General features: G+C 72.6%; 25 protein-coding genes. 14 read left to right on the top strand and 11 right to left on the bottom strand.

Annotated features, from left to right (window positions below; genetic code table 11):
* Positions 1-3: 3 nt before the first annotated feature.
* The gene (locus HNR22_RS14625) at positions 4-942 is read left to right on the top strand and encodes a ribose-phosphate diphosphokinase (RefSeq protein ID WP_179780849.1); all 939 of its coding nucleotides are present in this window, start codon (positions 4-6) and stop codon (positions 940-942) included.
* Positions 943-1,024: 82 nt separating this feature from the next.
* Here the strand turns inward: HNR22_RS14625 and HNR22_RS14620 are convergent, their stop codons facing one another.
* Positions 1,025-1,480, bottom strand: a complete 456-nt coding sequence (locus HNR22_RS14620; protein ID WP_179780848.1) for an ATP-binding protein — start codon at positions 1,478-1,480, stop codon at positions 1,025-1,027.
* A 119-nt stretch (positions 1,481-1,599) separates the two neighbouring features.
* Here HNR22_RS14620 and macS point away from each other — a divergent pair, with 119 nt between their 5' ends.
* Positions 1,600-2,742, top strand: coding sequence for a MacS family sensor histidine kinase (macS, locus tag HNR22_RS14615; RefSeq protein WP_179780847.1), 1,143 nt, complete (start codon positions 1,600-1,602; stop codon positions 2,740-2,742).
* Between the two features lie 14 nt (positions 2,743-2,756).
* Positions 2,757-3,410: a response regulator gene (locus HNR22_RS14610; RefSeq protein ID WP_088951996.1), complete on the top strand. Its 654-nt coding sequence runs from the start codon at positions 2,757-2,759 to the stop codon at positions 3,408-3,410.
* Between the two features lie 6 nt (positions 3,411-3,416).
* Here the strand turns inward: HNR22_RS14610 and HNR22_RS14605 are convergent, their stop codons facing one another.
* The 3 genes from HNR22_RS14605 to HNR22_RS14595 all read right to left on the bottom strand — a co-directional run bounded on the left by HNR22_RS14605 (position 3,417) and on the right by HNR22_RS14595 (position 5,877).
* Entirely contained in the window at positions 3,417-3,989 is a 573-nt protein-coding gene (locus HNR22_RS14605) for a DUF5709 domain-containing protein (RefSeq protein ID WP_099848385.1), read from the bottom strand.
* An 89-nt stretch (positions 3,990-4,078) separates the two neighbouring features.
* Positions 4,079-4,879 carry an ATP-binding protein gene (locus HNR22_RS14600; RefSeq protein ID WP_179780846.1) on the bottom strand — a complete coding sequence of 267 codons (801 nt, stop codon included), beginning with the start codon at positions 4,877-4,879 and terminating at the stop codon, positions 4,079-4,081.
* Positions 4,879-5,877, bottom strand: a complete 999-nt coding sequence (locus tag HNR22_RS14595) for an SDR family oxidoreductase (RefSeq protein WP_179780845.1) — start codon at positions 5,875-5,877, stop codon at positions 4,879-4,881. Before HNR22_RS14595 ends, HNR22_RS14600 begins: the two co-directional genes overlap by 1 nt.
* 225 nt (positions 5,878-6,102) lie before the next feature.
* On the opposite strand from HNR22_RS14595, the gene HNR22_RS14590 reads away from it, so the two are divergent.
* Positions 6,103-7,302: a glycosyltransferase gene (locus tag HNR22_RS14590; protein ID WP_179780844.1), complete on the top strand. Its 1,200-nt coding sequence runs from the start codon at positions 6,103-6,105 to the stop codon at positions 7,300-7,302.
* Between the two features lie 25 nt (positions 7,303-7,327).
* Here HNR22_RS14590 and HNR22_RS14585 read toward each other — a convergent pair whose 3' ends face one another.
* From HNR22_RS14585 to aroA, 4 genes are all read right to left on the bottom strand, one after another.
* Positions 7,328-8,182, bottom strand: a complete 855-nt coding sequence (locus HNR22_RS14585; RefSeq protein ID WP_425488103.1) for a hypothetical protein — start codon at positions 8,180-8,182, stop codon at positions 7,328-7,330.
* Positions 8,183-8,241: 59 nt separating this feature from the next.
* Positions 8,242-9,060, bottom strand: coding sequence for a histidinol-phosphatase (gene hisN / locus HNR22_RS14580; protein ID WP_179780843.1), 819 nt, complete (start codon positions 9,058-9,060; stop codon positions 8,242-8,244).
* Between the two features lie 28 nt (positions 9,061-9,088).
* Entirely contained in the window at positions 9,089-10,099 is a 1,011-nt protein-coding gene (gene rsgA, locus HNR22_RS14575; protein WP_099848374.1) for a ribosome small subunit-dependent GTPase A, read from the bottom strand.
* Between the two features lie 121 nt (positions 10,100-10,220).
* On the bottom strand, positions 10,221-11,522 hold the full coding sequence (aroA, locus tag HNR22_RS14570; protein WP_179780842.1) for a 3-phosphoshikimate 1-carboxyvinyltransferase: 1,302 nt from the start codon (positions 11,520-11,522) through the stop codon (positions 10,221-10,223).
* Positions 11,523-11,625: 103 nt separating this feature from the next.
* Between aroA and HNR22_RS14565 the strand changes: the two genes are divergently transcribed.
* From HNR22_RS14565 to rsrA, 5 genes are all read left to right on the top strand, one after another.
* A complete protein-coding gene (locus tag HNR22_RS14565; RefSeq protein ID WP_179780841.1) occupies positions 11,626-12,336 on the top strand; it encodes an SOS response-associated peptidase in 711 nt (236 codons plus the stop codon).
* A 197-nt stretch (positions 12,337-12,533) separates the two neighbouring features.
* The gene (locus HNR22_RS14560; RefSeq protein ID WP_088951995.1) at positions 12,534-12,926 is read left to right on the top strand and encodes a WhiB family transcriptional regulator; all 393 of its coding nucleotides are present in this window, start codon (positions 12,534-12,536) and stop codon (positions 12,924-12,926) included.
* A 52-nt stretch (positions 12,927-12,978) separates the two neighbouring features.
* Positions 12,979-13,596: an alpha/beta family hydrolase gene (locus tag HNR22_RS14555; RefSeq protein WP_179780840.1), complete on the top strand. Its 618-nt coding sequence runs from the start codon at positions 12,979-12,981 to the stop codon at positions 13,594-13,596.
* 227 nt (positions 13,597-13,823) lie between these two features.
* The gene (locus HNR22_RS14550) at positions 13,824-14,648 is read left to right on the top strand and encodes a sigma-70 family RNA polymerase sigma factor (RefSeq protein ID WP_179780839.1); all 825 of its coding nucleotides are present in this window, start codon (positions 13,824-13,826) and stop codon (positions 14,646-14,648) included.
* Between the two features lies 1 nt (position 14,649).
* Positions 14,650-14,937, top strand: coding sequence for a mycothiol system anti-sigma-R factor (rsrA, locus tag HNR22_RS14545; RefSeq protein WP_088950022.1), 288 nt, complete (start codon positions 14,650-14,652; stop codon positions 14,935-14,937).
* A gap of 121 nt (positions 14,938-15,058) precedes the next feature.
* Here the strand turns inward: rsrA and HNR22_RS32020 are convergent, their stop codons facing one another.
* Complete coding sequence (locus HNR22_RS32020) at positions 15,059-15,133, bottom strand: 50S ribosomal protein bL37 (protein WP_369814844.1); 75 nt, start codon at positions 15,131-15,133, stop codon at positions 15,059-15,061.
* Between the two features lie 227 nt (positions 15,134-15,360).
* Between HNR22_RS32020 and HNR22_RS14540 the strand changes: the two genes are divergently transcribed.
* Entirely contained in the window at positions 15,361-15,576 is a 216-nt protein-coding gene (locus tag HNR22_RS14540; RefSeq protein ID WP_179783558.1) for a biotin/lipoyl-binding carrier protein, read from the top strand.
* The gene (locus HNR22_RS14535) at positions 15,573-16,082 is read left to right on the top strand and encodes a GNAT family N-acetyltransferase (RefSeq protein WP_179780838.1); all 510 of its coding nucleotides are present in this window, start codon (positions 15,573-15,575) and stop codon (positions 16,080-16,082) included. Before HNR22_RS14540 ends, HNR22_RS14535 begins: the two co-directional genes overlap by 4 nt.
* Positions 16,083-16,094: 12 nt before the next feature.
* Here the strand turns inward: HNR22_RS14535 and HNR22_RS14530 are convergent, their stop codons facing one another.
* Complete coding sequence (locus HNR22_RS14530; RefSeq protein WP_179780837.1) at positions 16,095-16,718, bottom strand: TetR family transcriptional regulator; 624 nt, start codon at positions 16,716-16,718, stop codon at positions 16,095-16,097.
* 111 nt (positions 16,719-16,829) lie between these two features.
* Here HNR22_RS14530 and HNR22_RS14525 point away from each other — a divergent pair, with 111 nt between their 5' ends.
* Positions 16,830-18,419 carry an MDR family MFS transporter gene (locus tag HNR22_RS14525; protein ID WP_179780836.1) on the top strand — a complete coding sequence of 530 codons (1,590 nt, stop codon included), beginning with the start codon at positions 16,830-16,832 and terminating at the stop codon, positions 18,417-18,419.
* Positions 18,420-18,494: 75 nt separating this feature from the next.
* On the opposite strand, the gene HNR22_RS14520 is transcribed toward HNR22_RS14525, so the two are convergent.
* Positions 18,495-20,333 (bottom strand): tetratricopeptide repeat protein, encoded by a 1,839-nt coding sequence (locus HNR22_RS14520; protein ID WP_179780835.1) that lies wholly within the window; start codon positions 20,331-20,333, stop codon positions 18,495-18,497.
* Positions 20,334-20,522: 189 nt separating this feature from the next.
* Here HNR22_RS14520 and HNR22_RS14515 point away from each other — a divergent pair, with 189 nt between their 5' ends.
* The gene (locus tag HNR22_RS14515) at positions 20,523-21,554 is read left to right on the top strand and encodes an SIS domain-containing protein (protein WP_179783557.1); all 1,032 of its coding nucleotides are present in this window, start codon (positions 20,523-20,525) and stop codon (positions 21,552-21,554) included.
* Between the two features lie 25 nt (positions 21,555-21,579).
* The gene (locus tag HNR22_RS14510) at positions 21,580-23,172 is read left to right on the top strand and encodes a histidine kinase N-terminal domain-containing protein (RefSeq protein WP_179780834.1); all 1,593 of its coding nucleotides are present in this window, start codon (positions 21,580-21,582) and stop codon (positions 23,170-23,172) included.
* Positions 23,173-23,380: the final 208 nt, after the last annotated feature.

Below are 23,380 nucleotides of genomic sequence, written 5' to 3'. Positions count from 1 at the left end.
AACGTGCGCGACATCGCCGTTTTCAGTGGAACTGCCCATCCCGACCTGGCCGCCGAGATCTGTGCCCACCTCGGGGTGCCGCTGCATCCGGTGCGGGTCTCCCGATTCGCGAACGACTGTCTGGAAGTGCAGTTGCAGGCCAACTGCCGGGAGCGGGACGTCTTCCTGATCCAGCCGCTGGTGCCACCCGTGCAGGAGAATCTGGTCGAGCTGCTGCTGATGATCGACGCGGCGCGGGGCGCCTCGGCCGGCCGGATCACTGTGGTGCTGCCGCACTACGCGTACGCCCGCTCTGACAAGAAGGACGCCCCGCGGATCTCGATCGGCGCCCGGCTCGTCGCCGATCTGCTCGTGTCGGCCGGCGCGGACCGGGTGCTCGCGATGACCCTGCACTCGCCGCAGGTGCACGGCTTCTTCAGCGTCCCGGTGGATCACCTGCACGCGCTGCGGGAGCTGGCCACCCACTTCCGGCGCTACGACCTGAGCAACACCGTGGTGGTCTCACCCGACCTCGGCAACGCCAAGGAGGCGGCGGCCTTCGCCCGGTTGCTCGGCACGCCGGTCGCGGCCGGTGCGAAGCAGCGGTTCAGTGACGACCTGGTCAAGATCAGCGCGGTGATCGGCGAGGTGACCGACCGGGACGTCATCGTGCTGGACGACGAGATCGCCAAGGGCAGCACGGTTGTCGAGTTGATGGAGCATCTGCGGGGCCTGAAGGTCCGGTCGATCCGGCTGGCCTGCACGCACGGCCTCTTCTCCGGCGACGCCCTCCAGCGGCTCAGTGACCAGGACGGCGTCCTGGAGATCGTCTGCACCAACACGGTGCCCATCGCGGACTCCAAGCGGGTGCCGAAGTTGCAGGTCCTGTCGGTGGCGCCCGCCCTGTCCGAGGCGATGCGCCGGATCCACAACGGGGAGTCCGTCTCGGCGCTGTTCGCCTGAGCCGCAAGCCCCGGCCGCAAGCCGCAGCCGCAAGCCGTCCCCGCAGCCGCAGACTGCAGCCGCGGGGAGCGGCTGCGGCGGATCAGCGCGTGGTGCGGCCGTGGCTGATGAGGCCGGCGGTGATCCGGACGGTGGTGCCGGAGGAGCTGGTGACGACCTCCATGGCGTCGGTCAGCTCGCGGGCCAGCCAGAGGCCCCAGCCACCGGCGGTGTCCGGGGCCGGCCGACTGCGGTCGCCCAGTCGCTGCGGGCTGATCCCGTGCCCGTGGTCGGCCACCTCGCAGACCAGCAAGCTGGACTCGTGCCAGAGGCGCAGCCATCCACGCCCGCCGCCGTGCCGGACCGCATTGGTGATCAGCTCGTTGATCGCGAGCACGAAGTCGTCCAGCCGTTGGCCGGTGAGTCCGCAGGCATGCGCGCATGAGGTGACCGAGTGTCGAATCTCGGTCACCTGGGCCTGGTCGAAGGCCTCGGCGATCAGGAGGGCAGGTTCGATGGGCACAACCGTACGCGGTGCGTGCGGATCTGCGTTCGTCATGGGCCCGTCCCGGCGGCGGATCTCGGAGTATTTCGCGGCTTTTCCACCGTACGTCAGGGTTTCCCGAACCGCACTCGCTGCTCGCCGCGCGGTGGACGGGTTGTGGCATCCTGACCGCCATGCCGTCGCCGCCGGGTGGATTCGAGGTGCCGCTGTGGCGTGCGCTGGCGGTGTTCCGGCTGGCGTCCCTGGCGTACGTCTGCGTGCTCGCGGTGCGCGACGCCGACCGGTACGACCACCCGTACGCCGTCGGCGCCCTGATCCTGGTGATGGCGGCCTGGACCGCGGCGACCGCGGTCGGGTACGCCCGGCCGGCCTGGCGGCGCTGGCCACTGCTGCTGGCCGACCTCGGGGTGGTGCTGACCGTCGTGCTGGCCACCCCGTGGGTGGTCGGTCGGGCGGCGCTCGCCACCGGCGTACCCACCATGGGGGTCGCCTGGATGGCCGGCCCGGTGCTGGCCTGGGCCGTCTCCGGCGGTCGGCGGCGGGGCACGATCGCCGCGCTGCTGGTCGCCGGCGCGGACCTGACCACCCGGGAGCGGATCGGCCAGTCCTCGTTCACCGGGGTCATCCTCATGCTGCTCGCCGGGGTGGTGGTCGGGCACGTGGCCCGGCTCGCGGCGAGCGCCGAGGAACGGCTGCAACGCGCGGTGGAGTTGGAGGCCGCCACCCGGGAGCGGGAGCGGCTGGCCCGGGGCATCCACGACTCGGTGCTCCAGGTGCTGGCGATGGTGCAGCGGCGAGGCGCCGACCTGCCCGGTGAAGCCGGCGAGCTGGCCCGGTTGGCCGGCGAGCAGGAGGCCGCGCTGCGGGCACTGATCGCCGGCACCAGCCCGGCGAGCGCTGCCGTGCTCCCCGACGGCACCGAGGCCGCGGCGGTGGACCTGCGGACCCTCCTCGGCCGGTACGCCTCGGCGGCGGTGGTGCTCTCCGCCCCGGCCACCCCGGTGCCGCTGCCTCGGCGGGTGGCCGGGGAGTTGGCCGCCGCGACCGGCGCGGCCCTGGACAACGTGGGGCGGCACGCCAGCGGGCGGGCCTGGGTGTTGATCGAGGATGAGGGGGCGACGGTGACCGTGTCGATCCGCGACGAGGGTCCGGGCATCCCGGACGGCCGGTTGACCGAGGCTGCCGCACAGGGCCGGCTCGGCGTGAGCCAGTCGATCCGGGGTCGGGTGGCCGACGTCGGCGGGACGGTTCGGATCGTGTCCGCCCCCGATGCCGGCACCGAGATCGAGCTGACCGTGCCGAGGGCACAGCGGTGAACCCGACCCGGGTGATGGTGGTCGACGACCATCCGATGTGGCGGGAGGGGGTGGCCCGCGACCTCACGGAGGCGGGCTTCCTGGTGGTGGCGACCAGCGGCGAGGGGCGACAGGCCGTCCGGGTGGCCGCCGCCGCCCGGCCCGACGTGGTCGTCCTCGACCTGCAACTACCGGACATCTCCGGCGTCGAGGTGATCCTGGGTCTGCGCGCGGCGCTGCCCGACGTACGGGTGCTGATGCTCAGCGCCAGCGGCGAACAGCAGAGCGTGCTGGACGCCGTCAAGGCAGGGGCCACCGGTTACCTGGTGAAGTCCACAGCGCCCGCCGAGTTCCTCGACGCGGTCCGCCGCACCGCGGCCGGCGAGGCGGTCTTCACCCCCGGCCTGGCCGGGCTCGTCCTCGGCGAGTACCGCCGGCTGGCCGCCCGGCCGGGGCAGCCGACCGACCCTGCCGGCGGCGCGCAGTCCGCAGCGCCCCGGCTCACCGAGCGGGAGACGGAGGTGCTGCGGCAGGTGGCGAGAGGACTGTCGTACAAGCAGATCGCGCAGCGGCTCGGGCTGTCGCACCGCACGGTGCAGAACCACGTGCAGAACACCCTGGGCAAGCTGCAACTGCACAACCGGGTCGAGCTGACCCGGTACGCCATCGAACGCGGCCTGGACGACTGACCCCGGTCAGACCGAGCGCGGCGGCTCCGTCTCGTGGATGGCCAACTCCTCGGCGGTCGCCCCGCCGCCAGCCGAACCGGCGTCGTACGCCACCGAGTCGGTCTCCTGGTCCGTGTGCGCCCCCTCGTCCGGCTCCACCAGCCGGCCGACGGTGGCGTCGGCCACAGTGCCGAGCTGACCGTGGTCGTAGAGGGAGACCGGTGAGTTCGGGTCCGAGGTGGGCCCCGGGTCCATCACGTCGGCGTCCAGCTGGGCCTCCGCCGCGGCTTCCAGATTGTCCGCCTCGAAGGCGATCTTCGGGTCGATCGTCCCGGCCAGCGGGTCGTCGGCCGGGCGCTCGTAGACCTCGCGGTCGAGCTTGTAGTCCAACGACTCACCGTCGAGCTGCTCCTCGGCGGTCGTCCCGAACCGGTCCACCGCCACCGGCGTACGGTCGCCGGGCAGTTGGGCCGGGTCCGGGCCGTCCGCCTCGCGCCCGGTGAGGACGTCGTCGTTGGCGGTCGAGTCGTCATCGGCGGTGTCGGGCAGGCCTTGCGCCTCGGTGTCGGACACGGGGGTCGGGTACTCGTTGTCGCGCATGTCTGATCACTACCCGCTGCCCTCCCGCCATAACCGGAGCACCGCAGGCTGTGCGGTGGCGAAACCGGCACCGGTGGCGAAACGCCCCGTCAGCCGAGGTGGGCGACCTCGTCGTCCGGGTGCAGGACGCACCAGACGACCTTGCCGTCCGGTATTGCGCTGCTGCCCCAGCGGCGGGCCACCGTGTCGATCAGCAGCAGGCCGCGGCCGCCGGCCCGGTTCGGCGGGGACAGCCCGGCGAACGTCGGCAGACGCGAGGAGTGGTCGCGGACCGCCAGGTGCAGGGTGCTGTCCTGTGGAGCGAGCCGTACGGTCATCGGGGTGCGGGCGTGCGCCACCACGTTGTTCACCATCTCGGTGAGCGCGATGCAGGCCGGGTCGACCAGCATCGGCATGCCCCAGCGTTGGCAGCCGGTGGTGACCAGCTCGCGGGCCTGCCGAGCGGCTCCCACCGTCGGGGCCAGGTCGGCGGTGAGCACCGCCGCCAGCGGCGTCGCAGCGACCGCGGCCAGCGCGCCGTCGAGCGTCGGAAAGGCGGGCACGCCAGCGAGAGCGGGGTCCGGGTGGGCGGGCCCGTCGACCGCCGGGTCACACAGCAGCAGATCCGCGGCGGGCCAGTCGGCCACCTCCCGGCGAACCTCGGCGAAGATGCCCCGGCCGACCTCATCGACGATGCGCAGCCCGGTCACGTCGGCCACCACCGGGCCCGGCCGGTCCGCGAGTCTGGCGAGCAGCGCGCCGCGTACCGCCTCGGCTCCGGCGGCGTCGAGCACACCGGTCAACCGGACCACCGCCGACGACTCGTCGATTTCCACGAGACAGTTCGACATGATCGGCTCATTGTGCGCGCCGGTCACCGTTCGCGCATTCGGGCGGTCGAAGCCGGTCATCAGCGGACCATCCGGGACCGACGGCTGATCGCCGCCATCGTGCCGACGGCGGTGCCGGCTGCGGCGAGACCGAACGCGGCGGTCATCCGCACCAACTGACGCCGTCGACCGTGCCAGCCGCCGTCCCGGCGGGCCTCGGCGTCGGCGTCGAACACGTTGCCGCTGCTGTCCACCCGAGCGCCCGGACCGAACTGGGTCCGCTGGAGGTACCAGCCGAGGGTGCGTTCCACCAACGCGGGCGCCAGCCGCCACTGCAGGCCGATCAGCCGGGCCGCGCCACCGGCGTACGCCTCCCGGCGGGGCCGGCGCAGCAGCCGGACGATGGTCTCGGCGACGACCTCCGGCGGGTAGATCGGAGGTGGTGGCAGCAGTTCCCGGCCCGTGTGGTTGGCCGTGTGCCGGAAGAACGGGGTGTCGATGGTGGCCGGCAGCACGGTGCAGACCGAGATCTGACCGCGGCCGGTGACCCGCAGCTCCTGCCGGACCGTGTCGGCGAGCCCTCGGATGCCGTGCTTGCTGGCGTTGTACGCCGACTGGTACGGCATGGCCACCTCGGCCAGCACCGACGCGTTGTTGACCAGCACACCGCCGCCGGCCGCCCCCAGGTGGGGCAGGGCAGCCTTGATGCCGTGCACCGCTCCGAGCAGATTGACCTCCAGCACCCGGCGGAACTCGGCGACCGGGATCTCGTCGAACAGGCCCACCGCGCTCACCGCGGCGTTGTTCACCCAGGCGTCGATCCGGCCGAACTCGGCCGCCGCCCGCTCGGCCAGTCGCTGCACCGACTCCAGATCGGTCACATCGGTCGGTACGACCAGCGCCTGGCCGCCCAACTCCCGGCAGCGCTGCGCGACCTGTCGTAGGGCCGGCTCGCTGCGGGCGGCCAGCACGACGGCGGCACCCCGGCGGGCCAGGGCGTACGCGGTCGCCGTGCCGATCCCGCTGGACGCGCCGGTGATCACCACGGTCGAATCGTCGAGGGTGCGGGTCAGCGGCATTCTCCAGCGGTACCCCCGCCTGGCCCAGGTCATACCACCGACGGCTTGTCGATCATCGTCGAACTCGGGTGGCCTGTGGCGCTTTGTGGTTGCCGTGGCGCAAGTGTCGGTGGCACTCGCGGGGACTCTTCCTGATCTGCCAGGTTTCGACTCCGCGCCCGGGGGTTAATGGGACGCTCTGACCGGGAGGACCACCGCCGAGGAAAGATCGCAGGGAGGTGACCCATGCGCGTCGGCCTCGTCTGCGCGCACGCCAGTTCGTACCGCCACGCCGACGGCCCACCGGTCGGCACCCGACAGCACATTGCGCGGGTTGCCGCCGAGTTGGCCGAACGAGGCCACGACGTACGGCTCTACGACCGCCGGGACGATCCCGGCCTGCCGGCGATGGTCGACGTCGACGGTTACCAGGTGTACCGGGTGCCGGTTGGCCCGCCCACCCCACTGCCCACCGCCGAGCTGATCCCGTACGTGACGGAGTTCGGCCGCTGGTTGGCCGACGAGTGGGCCGGCGCCTGGCGACCCGAGGTGGTGCACGGGCACTACTGGATCGGTGGTCTGGCCGCCGCGCACGCCGTTCGCGAGACCGACATCCCGGTGGTGCAGACGTTCCACTCACTCGGCATCGAGCAGTTGCGCCACCTGGGCGGCCGCTACGACGGGCCGGGGGAGCGGATCACGCTGGAACGCGCGCTGACCCGCGCGGTGGACATCGCGGTGGCCCAGTCGAACGACGAGGTCGACGAGCTGACCCGGATGGGTCTGCAACGCAGCTCGGTGGCCCTGGTGCCCCCGGGGGTGGACATCGAGCAGTTCCATCCCGACGGCGAGGCGGCACCACGCGAGCAGCGGTCCCGCATCCTCTCGGTCGGCTCGCTCTCCGCGGGGCACGGCCAGGAGGACCTGATCCGGGCGATGCGGCTGGTCGGCAACGCCGAGCTGGTGATCGCTGGCGGGCCACCGGCCGACCAACTGGCCAACCACGCCGAGGCGCGACGGCTGCGCGAGCTGGCGGAGCAGGCCGGCGTCGTCGACCAGGTGCGGCTCGTCGGCGCGGTGCCGCACGACCAGATGGCCACCTGGTACCGGTCGGCGGACGTGGTCGCCTGCACCCCGCACTACTCCTCGGCCGGTCGGGTCTCGCTGGAGGCGATGGCCTGCGGCGTGCCGGTGATCGGCTACGCGATGGGTGGCCTGGCCGACGCGGTCGTCGACGAGGTCACCGGCAAGCTCGTGCCCCCCGGCGACGTGCGGGCACTCGCGGTCTCGATACGTCGGTTGCTCGCCGACAACGCCGGGCGGTTCGCGTACGGGCACGCCGCGGTGGACCGGGTCCGCAGCAGCTACACCTGGGAGCGGACCGCCGGCGCACTGGAGCGCCTCTACGAGCGGGTGGTGAGCCGCCGCAAGCCGGTGGAGGCCTGAGCGGCAGGTCGGGCGGCCCGGTCGGTCAGCCGGGACGGGTCGCCGCGACCATGGCCCGGTCACTGCGTCGCGTCACCGGGCGCTGCTGCTGCGGCTGCGCGTACCGGGTCAGCCCGATCACCGCGGCCAGGGTGACCAGGAAGCCGACGGCCGCCAGCCACTCCCGGCCCGGCCAGATCTTGTCGTTGAGCAGCAGCAGGCCGACGATCGCGGCCGGCACCGCACCGGCGGCGTCCATCGCGGCGACCGCGGCGGTCGTCGAGCCGCGCTGCATGGCCAGGCCGAGCAGCAGCTGACCGACGATCGAGTGGGCGATCAGCAGGTAGAACAACGGGTGGGCGAGGAACGCCTCGGCGGACGACGCGGATGCCAGTGGCCGGGCCGCGACCGCGGCCGAGCTGAACGCCAACCCGGCCAGCGAGCCGAGGGCCACCGAACCGGGCGCACCGTGCAGCCGGACGGCGAAGACCCCGAGCACCGCGATGATGCCGAGCGCCACCAGCAGGGCGATCGAGCCGGCGGTGCCGAGCTGCTTCGACGGCGCCGGGCGGGCGGACAGCACCAGGGCGGTGATCCCGGCGAAGAGCAGGGCCAGCAGCACCACCTCCGCCGCCGGTAGTCGCCACTTCAGCACCAGCACACCGAGGATGGCGGTCACCCCGAGCCCGGCCGCCACGCTGGCCTGCACGAGGAACAGCGGGAGGTCCCGTCGGGCCAGGAAGGCGAACACGAAACCGCCGATCTGGCAGCCCAGACCGATCAGGTACGTCCGGTGCCCGGCGAGGCGCAGCAGCAGGCCCGGATCGAAGGTGTGGTGAACCGTGGTGCGGGCCGCGGCCACCGACTGGAGAAGGTTGGCGAAGCCGTACGCGACGATCATCGTCGCGAGAAAACACCAGCCGGAGGAGACCACCTGGCGAGGATAGAGGTTGCCGGGGGTCAGCGCTCGGCTGGGCGATCGAGCCTGGTGAGGATGTCGCGGTGCAGCACACCGTTGGTGGCCACCACACTGCTGTCGGTGCCCGGCGCGCCGGCCGGGGCCGGTTGACCGAACAGATCCGTGACCGTGCCACCCGCCTCGGTGATGATCGGGACCAGCGCCGCCACGTCCCACAGGGACAGCTCCGGCTCGACCATCACGTCCAGTGCGCCCTCGGCCAGCAGCATGTAGCCGTAGAAGTCGCCGTACGCCCGACTGCGCCAGGTGGCCCGCATCAGGTCGAGCATCGCGTCGAGCCGACCGGCGCGCTCCCAACCGTCGAGCGACGAGTAGCAGAAGCTGGCGTCCGCGATCTCCCGCACCGCGGACACCCCGATCCGCTCGCCGGCGGCGGGGCCGCGACCGGCGTACGCGCCCGCGCCCGCGCTGGCCCACCAGCGCCGCCCCAGCGCCGGGGCGGACACCACGCCGACCGCCGGCCGGTCGCCGTCGTAGAGCGCGATCAGGGTGGCCCAGACCGGCACGCCCCGGACGAAGTTCTTGGTGCCGTCGATCGGGTCGATGATCCACCGGCGGCCGTCCGGGTCGGTGGACGGCCCGGCGCCGTACTCCTCGCCGAGCAGCCCGTCCACCGGCCGGTGCCCGGCCAGCAGGGCACGGATCTCCCGCTCCACGGCGGTGTCCGCGTCGGAGACCGGGGTCAGGTCGGGCTTCGCCTCGACCCGCAGGTCGAGCGCGCGGAACCGGGCCGTGGAGATGGCGTCGGCCCGGTCGGCGAGCAGGTGGGCGAGGGCGAGGTCGTCGGCGTACCCGGTCATCCCGGCAACCTAGCCGACGCCCGTCGACTCACTCGTCGGGGCCGCGCCGGTCACCCTCGCCGGGCCCGCGCTGGTCGCTCTCGCCGCGCGAGTCACCCTCGCCGGCGCGGGAGGCGAGCAACCGGCGGTACGACGCCAACCGGCGCGGATCGGCCTTGCCGGCGGCCACCCAGGCATCCAGCCCACAGGCGGCCTCGTCGGTCGTGTGCTGGCAGTTGGGCGGGCAGTCGACGGTGCCCTCGACCAGATCCGGGAAGCCGTGCAGCAGGCTGTCGGCTGAGACGTGGGCCAAGCCGAAGCTGCGAATGCCGGGGGTGTCGATGATCCAGCCGGGGTCGGTGTCGACGCCGGGCACCGGTGGCAGCCGCAGCGCCACCGCGCTGGTGGAGGTGTGCCGGCCACGGCCGATCGCGCTGACCACACCGACCGCGCGCAGCGCGTCCGGAACGAGGCGGTTGACCAACGTCGACTTTCCCACCCCGGAGTGCCCGACCAGCACCGACACCTTGCCGCTCAGCAGCGCGCGCAGCGCGGACAGGTCGGAGTCGGGGCGGTTGAGCACGTACGGCAACTCCAGCTCGGTGTAGTAGCCCAGCACCTCCTCCGGCCCGGCCAGGTCGGCCTTGGTGAGGCAGAGCAGCGGCTCGACGTCCGCGTCGTACGCGGCCACCAGGCAGCGGTCGATGAACCCGGTGCGCGGAGGTGGGTCGGCCAGCGCGCTGACGATCACCAACTGGTCGGCGTTGGCCACCACCACCCGTTCCAGCCGGCCCTCGGCGGTGGTTTCGTCGTCGTCGGCGGTGCGGCGCAGCACCGAGCGTCGCTCGGCGATCCGGACGATGCGGGCCAGGGCGCCCTCCGCGCCGGACGTGTCCCCGACCAGGCTGACCCGGTCACCGACCACCACCGACTTGCGGCCCAGCTCGCGGGCCCGCATCGCGGTGACCGTGGGCAGCTCGGCCCCGACCACGCCGCGTTCGGCTCCGGACAGCACGCAGGTGTAGCGCCCCCGGTCGACGGCGATGACGAAGCCGTCCACGGCGTCGGAGTGCTGGGGTCGGGTGCGCGTACGCGGGCGCGACGACTTTCCGGGCCGTACCCGTACGTCGTCCTCGTCGTACTCGCGCCGTCTGGTCGCCAGGACCTGTCCTCTTCTCGCGTCAGCTCTTGCCGGTCACCATCGCTGACCATAGTGCCGGGAACTCGGGCATGGTCTTGGAGGTACACCCCACGTCGTCGACCTCGATGCCGGGCACGGCGAGACCGGTCACCGCTGCGGCGTGCGCCATCCGGTGGTCGTGGTAGGTGCGGAACACCCCGCCGCGCAGTGGCCGGGGCCGGATCTCCAGCCCGTCCGGTGACTCGGTGACGTCCGCCCCGAGTGCGGTGAACTCGCGCGCGAGTGCGGTCAGCCGGTCGGTCTCGTGGCCACGGATGTGCCCGACGCCGGTGAAGACGGACGGCGAGTCGGCCAGCATGGCCAGCGCGGTCAGCGCCGGGGTCAGCTCGCTGACGTCGGAGAGGTCGGCGGTCAGGCCGTGCACCACGCCGGTGCCCCGGACGGTCAGCCCGCTGGTGGAGAGGGTGACCTCGCCGCCCATCCGCTGGAGCAGCGAGCGGAGCTGCTCGACCGGCTGCGAGCTGCTGCGCGGCCAGCCCTGCAGGGTCACCTCGCCGCCGGTGACCAGGGCCGCGGCGAAGAACGGCACCGCTCCGGAGAGGTCCGGCTCGATCTCCCAGCCCCGCCCGGTGAGGGGACCGGGCTCGACGGTCCAGACGTCGGGCGTGCTGTCGTCGACGGCCGCGCCGGCCGCCCGCAGCATCTGCACCGTCATCCGGAGATGCGGCGCGGACGGCACCGGCGGGCCGACGTGCCGCACGACGACGCCCCGGTCGAAGCGCGGGGCGGCCAGCAGCAACCCGGAGACGAGCTGGCTGGAGGCGGACGCGTCGATCACCACCTCACCGCCGGTGACCCGGCCGGTGCCGAGCACGGTCAGTGGGAGGCTGCCCGAGCCGGTGACGTCGATGCGGACACCCAGCGACCGCAGTGCCTCGATCAGCGGACCGAGCGGTCGGGTGCGGACGTAGGGATCGCCGTCGAAGGTGACCTGCCCGTCGGCCAGCCCGGCCACCGGTGGCACGAACCGCATCACGGTGCCGGCCAGGCCCACGTCCACGTGCGCGGGGCCGACCAGCGGGTGCGGCCGGACCAGCCACTGCTCGTCGTCGCTGATCGACACGTGCGCGCCCATCGCGCGCAGGCCGGCAGCCATCAACTCGGTGTCGCGGGCGCGGAGCGGCCCGGCCAGCGTCGACGGGCCGGCGGCCAGCGCGCTGAGCACCAGGGCGCGCGCGGTCATCGACTTGGAACCGGGCAGGCGCAGCGTCGCCGCCACCGGGTCGGACGCGGTCGGTGCGGTCCACGGCTGCGGCGGCCGGGTCGCTGTCAGGTTCCCCACGGTTACATTCTGCCGTGCCGGCTGGTGGACGGTGTGGCCCGGCGGTCGTACTCCCGGTTGGCGGGACAGCCGACGGGGCCTCCGACGCGTTAGCGTGTGCCCCATGTGCGGCAGGTACGCGACGACCCGGAGCTCCGGCGAGCTCAGCGCGCTGTTCGAGTCGTCCGACGACACCGAGGGCGCGGTCCGTCCGGACCACAACGTCGCGCCGACCGACCGGGTGCCCCTGGTCCGGGTGAGCCCGGAGGGGCATCGCCGTCTCTGTGTCGGTCGCTGGGGTCTGTTGCCGCACTGGTCCCGTTCCGCCGCCGGGGCCGCCCGCATGATCAACGCGCGGGCGGAGACGGTGGCCACCAGCCGGGCGTACGCCGGGTCGTTCGCTCGCCGCCGCTGCCTGGTCCCGGCCGACGGCTGGTACGAGTGGGTCCGTCGGCCCGACGGCGGGCGGCAGGCCTACTACATGACCCCCACCGACGGCTCGGTTCTCGCGCTGGCCGGCATCTGGTCGGTCTGGGAGTCCGGTGCCGACTCCCGGCTCACCTTCAGCGTGCTGACCACCGCGGCGCTCGGCGACCTGGCCGAGGTGCACGACCGGATGCCGGTGCTGCTGCCGCCCGAGCGTTGGTCGTCATGGCTGTCACCGACCGACGAGCCGGAGCGGTTGCTCGTTCCGGCGTCGGCGGAGTGGCTGGCGGGGTTGGAGATCCGACCGGTGGGGGCGGCGGTGGGCGACGTTCGCAACGACGGGCCGCAGCTGATCGCCCGGGTGTCGGTGCCGCCGACGGCGACTCCGCAGGAGCTGACCCTGTTCTGACGCTGCCGCGCATCGTCAGGCACCGATTTGACAGGGTTGCGCGCGATTCGTCTCCTGGCTGTTCAGTCATGTTCCCGGCAGACCCTTGTCCCGATGTTGCGAAGTGCGATAGAACACAGCGCCGGTAGTGGCTGTCGATTCGCACGGGGCGGACGACGTCCACCGATCTTGCCGGTCCCACGGGGGAGGTGGGTGGATTGACACGAGCGCGTATGCCCCGCCCGCACGAGGTGGCTGCGGCGCGGCGAGATCCGCGACTGCTGCGAGCGGTGCGGGAACGGCAACAGGACGACGCATGGCGCACCAGAGGCACCTGTCAGAGCGTCGATCCGGAGACATTCTTTCCGGCACCGAACGAGCCGGCGGACGCCGCTGTCGCACTGTGCCGCGGCTGCGACGTGCAGGGGTCCTGTCTGGCCTGGGCCCTCGACGTCGGTGACTGCCACGGTGTGTGGGGTGCCACAACGCCCCGCGAGCGGCGGGCGATGCTGGTCGCCTGGCGTGGCGAGGTCGAGCCGGACCCGGACGCCGTCGACGATCCCGGCCCGCCGGTACGGGACCGGCTGCTCACCCTGGTGCCGCTGAGCTGACCAACGGCCCGGTCCGTCACGCGTCGTCTGCCAGGCGGCGCAGAATGGGTCGGTGCCAGCCAGCGACGAGATCGACACTCCGCGCGGTCCGGCGGGGATCACCACAGACCTGCCGGACCGCCCTGCCACCGCTCTGCTCGTGCTCGGGCACGGAGCGGGCGGCAGCATCGACGCGCCCGACCTGCTAGCGGTACGCGACGCGTCGGTCGCGGCCGGCCTGGCGGTGGTCCGGGTGACCCAGCCGTACCGGGTCGCGGGTCGACGTGCCCCGGCACCGGCGGGTCATCTCGACGAGGCGTGGACGGCGGTGCTCGCCGTGCTGCGTGACAGGCACTCCGACGTGCCGACGGTGCTGGTCGGCGGTCGTTCCAGCGGCGCGCGGGTCGCCTGTCGGACGGCGGGCGCGGTGGGGGCGGTCGGTGTGGTCGCGTTGGCCTTTCCGCTGCACCCGCCCGGGCGGCCGGAGCGCTCGCGGGCCGGCGAACTGGACACCGGCCTGCCGACGCTGGTCGTCAACGGCGACCGGGACCCGTTCGGGACGCCGGAGCCGTCGCCGGCCGTGCAGGTGGTGAGCCGTCCCGGGGAGACGCACGCCCTCCGGCGGGACCCGGTTGGCACCGCGGCCGTGGTCCGGGACTGGCTGCGGGCCCGGGGCTGGACCGCCGACTGACCCGGCTCGCCCGGCCGACCGTTTCCGGTGCCGGGCGAGGGTCGTTGCATCCGATGGTGGCACCGGCCCGATCCGGACCGACGGCACCAGTCCTCCCAGGCCCTTCCTGGTCCCAGCGCCGGCCGCCGTCGGGGCCGGGACCAGGAACGGGGAGGGCCGGGCGGAATGCCCCAGTGGTCATCTCGCGTTACCAACCCTGGACGACTTTTCTGCGAGGGGGGTGACCGGTGCCGACCGAGACACGGAGCCTGGAACGGGACGAACGGGACGCCCGGCAGCTGAAGCGGCTGCTGGATAGCCCGGAGTGGCCGGCGACGGCGGGGCCGGGCGGGGCGGGTGTGGTGAGCACGGGCACACCAGCCGGAAGTGAATCTGCGGGCAGGTCCGTGCGCGTATCCTCGGCGGGAAAGCATCCGACGCGAGGGGATGTGCGGTTGACCACCGAGAAGACGGACGAGCGCAGGGCCCGATTCGAGCGGGACGCGATGCCATTCGTCGATCAGCTCTACGCTGCTGGGCTGCGGATGACGCGCAACCCGGCGGATGCCGAGGACCTGGTTCAGGAGACCTACCTGAAGGCGTACGCCGCCTTCCACCAGTTCGAGCAGGGCACGAACCTGAAGGCCTGGCTCTACCGGATCCTGACCAACACCTACATCAACTCCTACCGCAAGCGGCAGCGCCAGCCGATCCAGGCGCCCACCGAGGAGATCACCGACTGGCAGCTCGCCGAGGCCGAGTCACACACCTCCAGTGGGCTGCGCTCCGCCGAGACGGAGGCACTGGACCGGTTGCCGGACAGCGACGTCAAGGAGGCCCTCCAGCAGTTGCCGGAGGAGTTCCGTTTGGCCGTCTACCTGACCGATGTCGAGGGCTTCTCGTACAAGGAGGTCGCGGACATCATGGGCACGCCGATCGGCACCGTGATGTCGCGTCTGCACCGGGGCCGTCGTAATCTGCGCAAGCTGCTCGAGCGCTACGCCGGGGAGCGGGGCTTCAGTGCGGCCCGCTCGGCGAAGGGCTCGAACGCCGCTGCCGGCCGGGAGGTGTGACGTGAGCTGTGGGGAGCCGCACGAGACGGATTGCCGCGAGGTGCTCGCGGAGGTCTACCTCTACCTGGATCTGGAGTGCGCCGACGAGCGGCGCTCGCTGATCCGGCACCACCTGGACGAGTGTGGGCCCTGCCTGCGCGAGTACGGGCTGGAGCAGGAGGTGCGGGCGTTGGTTGCTCGTTGCTGCGGCAACGAGACCGCGCCGGACGAGCTGCGCGAGCGGCTGCGGGTCAAGCTCACCGAGCTGGTGGTCTTCGAGACCACGGAATCCCGAGAGTTGGCTGACTGAGCGTCGGCGTGGCACAGCTTCAAGACCGGTGGCCCGGGTCGATGTCGACCCGGGCCACCGGTGTACCCGGCGTCCGCCGGGTCGGGCTGAGCGGTGACGGGCCGTGGGCCCGTCGACGCGTTCAGGAGTTGGGACGCTTGCCGTGGTTGGCGGCGCTCTTCTTACGAGCCTTCTTCTTCCGGGACTTCTTCGCCATGCTGACCTCCTCGTGATGGGTCGGATCCGTCCTGCGCACGACCTCGGCGCCAGTGCACCCACCGGCGGTCCGGCGTCGGGTCCGACCCGCTGATGGTAGTGCGGTCGACACCCGCCGCCTTCCCCAGGGCGGGCGTGCCATCCCGGCCGTGCCGCTGCGCGACCGCCACCGGGCGACGCATGATTGGATACGACGGCAGACACATCGCGATGAGGGAGGGCCCGGACATGGCCGAGGAGATCCGCGCCGAGATGGTGGCGAACGTCTGGAAGGTCGTCGCCACGGCAGGTGACACGGTGGCCGAGGGCGACACCCTGGTGATCCTCGAGTCGATGAAGATGGAGATCCCGGTCATCGCCGAGTCCGATGGTGTGATCCAGCAGCTCGCCGTGCACGAGGGTGACGTCGTGCAGGACGGTGACCTCATCGCGGTGATCGCTTGACCGGCTTGCGGGTTCGTCCTGCCCAGCCGGCCGACTTCCCGGCGGTGGCCCGGCTGACGGTGGCCGCGTACGAGGCGGACGGTCAGCTCAAGGGCGAACACGGGTACGGCGAGGTGCTGGCCGACGTGTCGAGCCGGGCCGCCAGCGGTGAGGTGCTGGTCGCGGTCGACGAGGTGACCGACGCGGTGCTCGGCTCGGTGACCTTCGTTCTGCCGGGCACGCCGTTCGCCGAGCTGTCCGGGCCGGGCGAGGCGGAGTTCCGGATGCTGGCGGTCGACCCGGGCGCCCAGGGTCGGGGCGTCGGTGCGGCGTTGGCGCAGGCGTGCGTCGCGCGTGCTGTCGAGCTGGGCTGCACGGCGCTGGTGATCTGCGTCCGGGCCGGGATGGCCGATTCGGCGCACCGGCTCTACTCGCGGCTCGGCTTCGTCCGCGCACCGGAGAAGGACTGGGCGCCGGCGGCGGGTGTGGACCTGCTCGGCCTGCGACTGGCCCTCACCCGCGGCTGAGCCGCCGATCGATCAGCCGCGCGGGCTCCCCGAGGTGGCGGCCGCCGCACTCTCGTCGGGCTCCGCTGAGGCACCCGCGCCGATAGCGCCGAGCAGCTCGTCGGCCACCTCCAGCGCGAGCCGGCGACGCTCCTCGTTGGTGATGCCCGGTGCCCGGACGGCGAACCAACTCGTGTGCACGGCGAACAGTGACAGTGCGGCGCGCAGTTGGGCGGCGGGGGAGTCGTCGCCCCGGCAGAGGGCGCTGGCGAGCTGCATCATCCGGCCGCGCATCTGCTGGCCGGAGGCGAGGCTCTTGAGCACTGTCTGGTTCTGCTCGAAGAAGCGCATCACGGACGGCTGGTCGCCGCCGAACATCGTGTCGGCGTAGCGGGTGATCAGCTCGCGCCGGGTGGCCAGGGTGGCCGGCTGCGTCGCGGCCCAGGCGTTGAGGGCGTCCATCTGCTCCAGCCGGTCCTCGACGAAGCTGGCGACGATGTCGTCCTTGCTCTTGAAGTGGTAGTAGAGCGCAGCCTTGGTGACGTTGAGACGCTCGGCGATCTCCCGGAGCGAGGTCTTCTCGTACCCCTGCTCGGTGAAGAGCTCGAGCGCGACGGCCTTGATCCGATCCCGCGTCCCGCCTGTGCTCTCCCTCACGCATGCCCCCCAATTGGCTTGACCGTTGCTTGTACCCAACTTACCGTGCGGCTAGTAAGGTGACTAGCCGGGCGGCAAGTAAGTGTGGCAATCTTCGGGGGGAGCTTACCCATGACTCAGGCAACCCAGGCCGGCGTGCGACCCAACAACATCAGGGTCGTGCTGTTCGGGCTGATGATCGCGATGATGCTCGCGATGCTCGACAACATGATCGTCAGCACCGCGTTACCGCGGATCGTCGGCGAATTCGGCGGGCTCAACCACTTCACCTGGGTGGTTACCGCGTACGTCCTGGGCACCACCGTCTCCACCCCGATCTGGGGCAAGCTCGGTGACCTCTACGGCCGCAAGTCGGTCTTCCTGACCTCGGTGGTCGTCTTCCTCGTCGGCTCCGCACTCTGCGGCATGGCCGGCTCCGGCATGCTCGGCGGCCCGCAGGACGGCATGGTCCAGCTGATCGCCTTCCGGGCCGTGCAGGGCCTCGGTGCCGGTGGCCTCATGGTCGGCGTCATGGCGATCATCGGTGACCTGGTCCCGCCGCGCGAGCGTGGCCGCTACCAGGGCATGATCGCCGGCATCATGGCCATCGCCATGGTCGCCGGTCCGCTGGCCGGCGGCTTCATCACCGATCACCTGTCCTGGCGCTGGGCGTTCTACGTGAACCTGCCGCTGGGCGGGATCGCGCTGCTCGTGCTGATGACCACCATGCACCTGCCGAAGTACCGCACCGAGCACCGGATCGACTGGCTCGGCGCGGGTCTGCTCTCGGTCGGCATCACCGCGATCGTGCTCATCACCACCTGGGGCGGCAACGAGTACGACTGGACGTCGCCGCAGATCTTCGGCCTGGCCGTCCTGGCCGTGCTCGCGTTGGTGGCGTTCGGCCTGGTGGAACGCCGCGTCCAGGAGCCGATCCTGCCGTTGGCGCTCTTCGCCAACCGCAACTTCGCGTTGATCTCGGTGATCGGTTTCCTGCTCGGCTTCGCGATGTTCGGGGCGATGAACTTCCTGCCGCTCTACCAGCAGACCGTGCAGGGGGCGTCGGCGACCAACAGCGGTCTGCTGCTGCTGCCCCTGATGTTCGGCATGCTGGTGGTCTCGCTGGTCATCGGGCGGGCGATCACCCGCAACGGCAGGTACCGGGCGTACCCGATCATCGGTGGTGTCGTGATGACCGCGGGCATGGCGCTGCTGTCCATGCTCGACACCGACACCAGCAAGCTGATGTCCTCGCTGTACATGGTCGTGCTCGGTGTCGGCATGGGCTTCCTCATGCAGACGTCCATGCTGATCGCGCAGAACAGCGTGGAGCAGAAGGACCTTGGCGCGGCCAGTGGCGCGGCGACCTTCTTCCGGTCGATCGGCGGCTCGTTCGGCATCTCGCTGTTCGGCGCGATCTTCGCCAACCGGCTGGCCAGCTCCGAGGGCGGCCGGGCCTTCGGCGGCGAGTCCGGCGGCGCGGGCATGGACCTGGAGAAGCTCAAGGACCTGCCCGCCCAGGCCCGCGACATGGTGCTCGGCGGCCTCTCCGACGCGATCTCGCACGTCTTTCTCTGGGCGGTGTTGTTCACCATCGTGATCCCGGTGCTCGCCTGGTTCATCAAGGAGATCCCGCTGCGGACCGCCAACGAGGCGCCGCCGCAGGCCACTCCGGAGGAGGAGGCCGAGGTCGCTCTCGGCAAGGCGGCCCCGGTCGCCTGACCCGACATCCTCACCGCGCGCCGCGTCGTCCCGTCCGGGCCGGCGCGGCGCGCGCCTTTTCCCGCGACCGTGCGGCTAGCGGGTGCGTGCGCCGCGCAGTCGTTGCCAGAGGCGGCGTAGCGGGTTGCGGGGGCGGGGGACCTGGGGGGAGAGCGGGCCGAGCAGTTCGCCGGCCAGTGCCGCGGTGGCGGGGTCCAGATCCGGGGCGGCCAGTGCCAGGTGGGCCAGTGAAGCGGCGATCGGGACCGGTCGGGTCCGTGCCACGGCGGCCGCGTCGGCGAGCCGCTCCGCCACCACCCGCGCCACGTCCGACCGCACCGAGGGATCCACCCAGGCCGCGGTGACCAGGGCAAACAGTGCCGCCTCGGTGACCCAGTCCTCGACACCCCAGATCAGGTCGAGCAGCACGCGGCGGCGGGTCGAGCCCTCCCACGGCTCGTCGGTGCGATGGTGCAGCAGCCCCAGGCAGGCCCACACCTGCACACCACGGACCCAGACCGACGGGTCGTGGGCGGCCAGCAGTCGACCCACCGCGTTGGCCGGTGCGGCCGGCGGGTGCACCAGCAGGCCGAGAAGGTCCGTCACGCCGAGGCCGGCCAGGCCGACCGCCGCGTCGTACGCCGCCGGTGGGTGCGGCCACGCCGGGTGTGCGACCTGCCCGATCCGTTCGACCGCCGTCGCCGAGGGTGCCGGCAGCGCGGGCGTGGGCACGTCGTCCGCGTAGCGCCACAACCGTTGGGCGGACGCCCGCCGGGGCTCGCGCGGGTCGGGCTCCGGCGCGCCCCCGACGACCTCGATCCGCAGCCCGGGCGCGGTGGACGTCGCCGTCCGGACGGCGCTCGGCGGGGCGGCGGCGGGCAGGCGTACGGCGCTGCCGAGACCGTTGTCGTCGTCGGCCACCGCCTGGCGCATCGCGTCGACCAGCGGACCACCGGCCGGGGTCAGTTGGCCGAGCCAGGGCCGCGCGCGGCAGCACTGGGCCAGGTCGCCGTGCTCGTGGCTGTCGTCGGGGTGGTCGCGGACGAAGTCGGCGAGCGCGACCAGGTGGGCCAGGTCGCCGTCGCGCAGGTGCCGCAGGCGGTGTGCGGTGTGCACGGCGCAGTCGAACGACGGGTCGCGCGCGAGCGCCCGCTCGGTCCACTCCAGTGCCTCGTCGAGGCGGCCGATGTCGGCCAGGGTGCCGGCGATGTCCGCGTAGATCGCCAGGTCGTCGGGGTCCAGCTCGACGGCCCGGCCGAGGGCCGCGAGGCCTTCGCGGGTCCGGCCCGCGCTGCGGTACGCGTACCCGAGCCAGACCTCGCCCATCTTCGAGGGTTGTGCGCGTACGCCACGGGTGGCCCAGCGGACGGCGAGGGTGACTTCCCCGAGACGCCGGGCCAGCGCGGACGCCGCGCCCAGCAGCAGACCGTGCTCGGGGTGCACGGTGACCGCGTTGCGGGCCAGCGTGAGGTACGGCGTCAGGGCGCCCCGGCCGACCCGGGGCACCGGGTCGGACAGCGCCGCGCAGACCTGCATGAGGACGCGGGCGATGTGGTCCGGGGTCAGCCGTTCGACCAGCTCGGGCGCGGTGACCCAGGGGACGCGGGCCCACTGGGTGCCGGGCGAGTACGCGGTCGCCGCGGCCAGCAGCTCCAGCCCTTCGGCGGGGCGGCCGGCGGTGGCGAGCAGGTGGGCGCGGGCGACGACCGCCCCCACGAAGGTGTGGTGGTTGATCGGGAAGAGGTCGAGACCGCCGCCGCTCGCCGCGGCGAGTCGGGCCAGCGTCTCGTGCACCTCCGGCAGGGTGGGTGCTCGCGCCAGCGCGCCGGCGAGGTGCCCCGCCGCGTGGTGCAGGTCGCCCTCGTCGAGTGCCAGCCGGGCGAGCGCCAGCTCCTCCGTCGCGGAGAGTGCGGGATCGTCCGTTCCCTCGGGCACGTCGTCCTCTCGTCGCTCGGCCAGGCGGATGCAGCGCTCCCAGCGTAGTTGATATTGAGATCAACTGGTGATCACCTGCGCAGTACTGCTCGTTCGATTGCTGAGATACGGTTAAAAGTGCAAGACTGAGCAAGAATCGCGCGGCAACCGCGCAGGGGAGGGGTTTTCGTGACACGTGCAGGGGCCGGCATGGCCGCCGACATCGACGAGCAGCCGGCTGGCTACGCCCGCCTGCTCTCGACCGCCAACGCCGCCGAGATCGCCCGGGTGGCGGCGATCATCGCCGAACGCCGCCCGCGGCACGTCGTCTTCACCGCCCGGGGCACCTCGGACCACGCGGCCCTCTACGGGGCGTACCTCACCGAGATCCGTCTCGGCCTGCCCGCCGGGCTCGCCTCGCCCAGCGCGGTCACCCTGTTCGGGGCCCGCCCCGACCTGTCCGACGCGCTGGTCGTCGGGGTCAGCCAGAGCGGCGGTTCGCCCGACCTCGCCGAGGTGCTGCGCGCCGCCCGCGCCTCCGGGGCACTGACCCTCGCGGTGACCAACGCCCCCGACTCGCCGCTGGCCGAGGTGGCCGAGCTGAGCGTCGACATCGCCGCCGGGCACGAGCGGGCGGTCGCCGCCACCAAGACGTACACCGCCGAGCTGCTCGCTCTGCTGATGCTGGTGGAGGGGATCCGGGCCGGTGACGGCGTGCTCCCGGCGGCCGAGCGGGAGGCGCTCGACGCGCTGCCCGAGCTGGCCGCCCGCACCCTGGCCGACGACACCCCGGCCCGGCTCGCGCCCCGCTACCGTTTCGCCCGGCAACTGGTCACCACCGGGCGGGGGTACGCCTACCCGACCGCCCGGGAGGCCGCGCTGAAGCTGATGGAGACGTCGTACCTGCCGGCACTCGCCTTCTCCGGCGCCGACCTGCTGCACGGCCCGCTCGCGATGACCGACCCGGAGGTCCCGGTGCTCGCGGTCGTCGGGTCCGGTCCGGGTGGACGGTCGATGGGCGAGGTGCTGCCCCGCCTCGGCGAACGCCGCGCCGACGTCGTGGTGGTCGGCTCCGCCGAGGTGCCGGGCGCCACCCGGCTGGCCGTTCCCGAGGTCGACGAGCGGTACGCCCCACTGCTGGACATCCTGCCGTTGCAGCGGTTGGCGCTGGCCCTGGCGCTGACCCGAGGTGAGGACCCGGACGCGCCGCGCGGGTTGAAGAAGGTCACCGCGACGATGTGAGGCGCGGCGTGGCACCCTGGTCACCGTGTCCACGCTGCGCGACCTCGCCGAGGAGCACACCCATCTCCGTCCGGCCGACATCGACCACCTGCACCGGATCGCCGGCGACTGGCAGCTGCTCTCCGATCTGTCCTTCGCCGACCTGCTGCTCTGGGTGCCGGTCGACGCCGACGGCACGTTCCTCTGCGTCGCCCAGGTCCGGCCGACCACCGCACCCACCGCCTACCAGGACGACCAGGTGGGGCGCATCGTCGGCGGGCCGGAGGTGGCCCACCTGGGCGTCGCGTACTCCCAGGGCCGGATCTGGCGGGAGGGCGACCCGGTCTGGTACGGCGACGTGCCGGCCCGGCACGAGGCGATCCCGGTCCGGCTGCGGACCGCCGAGGGGGAGGCCGGTGAGGTGATCGCCGTGGTGGGGCGGGACACCAACCTCTCCACCGCGCGCACCCCCAGCCAGTTGGAACTCAACTACCTGACCACCGCCGACGACCTGGCGCAGATGATCGCGGACGGCACCTTCCCGCCGCCCCGGCATCCGGGCGAGACCACCTCCGCGCCCCGGGTCGGCGACGGCCTGGTCCGGCTCGACGCCGGCGGCAAGGTCACCTACGCCAGCCCCAACGCGCAGTCCGCGTACCGCCGGCTGGGCTACGCCTCCCACCTGGTGGGCGAAGACCTGGCCGCGCTGCACCGCAGGCTGGCCGGTGACCCGCTGGACGGCACCGAGGCCTCGAACGGCATCCTGGCCGCGCTGCGCGGTGAGGCGCCACCCCGACGGGAGATCGACGCCCGCGGTGCCACGATGCTCACCCGAGCGCTGCCGCTGATGCCCGCCGGGGTGCCGATCGGCGCGCTGGTGCTGGTCCGGGACATCACCGAGGTCCGTCGCCGGGACCGAGCCCTGATCACCAAGGACGCCACCATCCGGGAGATCCACCACCGGGTGAAGAACAACCTCCAGACCGTCGCCGCGCTCCTGCGGCTGCAGGCCCGCCGGGTGTCCATGCCGGAGGCACGGGTCGCGCTGGAGGAGTCGGTCCGCCGGGTCGCGTCCATCGCCCTGGTGCACGAGACGCTCTCCATGTCCAGCGACGAGGCGGTCGAGTTCGACGGCATCGTCGACCGGGTGGCCAGCGCGGCGACGGAGGTCGCGGCGACCGAGGTGAGCGTCGGCATGCGACGGAGAGGCAGCTTCGGCGTGCTGCCGGCGGAGATCGCCACCTCACTGGTGATGGTCCTCAACGAGTTGCTGCTCAACGCCGTCGAGCACGGCTTCCCGCCGAGCGACGAGGACGACGAGCCCTCGGTGCCCGCCGCCTCCGGGATGGTGCCGGCCGCCGTGCCCGAGGTCGACCCGGCCGAGCGACCCGAGGTGGTGGTCTCGGCCCACCGGTTCCGCAAGATGCTGCACGTATCGGTCACCGACAACGGGCGCGGCCTGCCACCGGACTTCGACGCCGAACGCGCCAGCCGACTCGGCCTCCAGATCGTCCGGGCCCTGGTCACAGGTGAGCTGCGCGGCACCATCGAGCTACGCGCCGGGGCCAACGGCGGCACCGAGGCCGTGCTGGTCGTCCCGCTGGCCCGCAACGCCCCGGACGGTCGTTCGCAAGCCTGAGAGGCGACGCCAGCCGCCCTCCGTCCGGCCGCGATCAGCCGAGTCCGCGCGTGCCCGCCCTGGGTCCGCGTGCCCGCGCTCGGGTCCGCGCGTGGCCGTCCGGGCCGCGCCGGGTCCGTCCCGGTCATGCGGTTGACGGGCTTCGACGACGAGGGGCTGGACGGTCTTATCGTTTTGAGCGATATACCTCTGAGTCATATTTATGACT

Source organism: Micromonospora jinlongensis (assembly GCF_013410645.1).
GTDB classification, from domain to species: domain Bacteria; phylum Actinomycetota; class Actinomycetes; order Mycobacteriales; family Micromonosporaceae; genus Micromonospora; species Micromonospora zamorensis.
The sequence above is the reverse complement of the archived record's forward strand: the minus strand, read 5'-3'. Positions and strand labels throughout refer to the sequence as shown.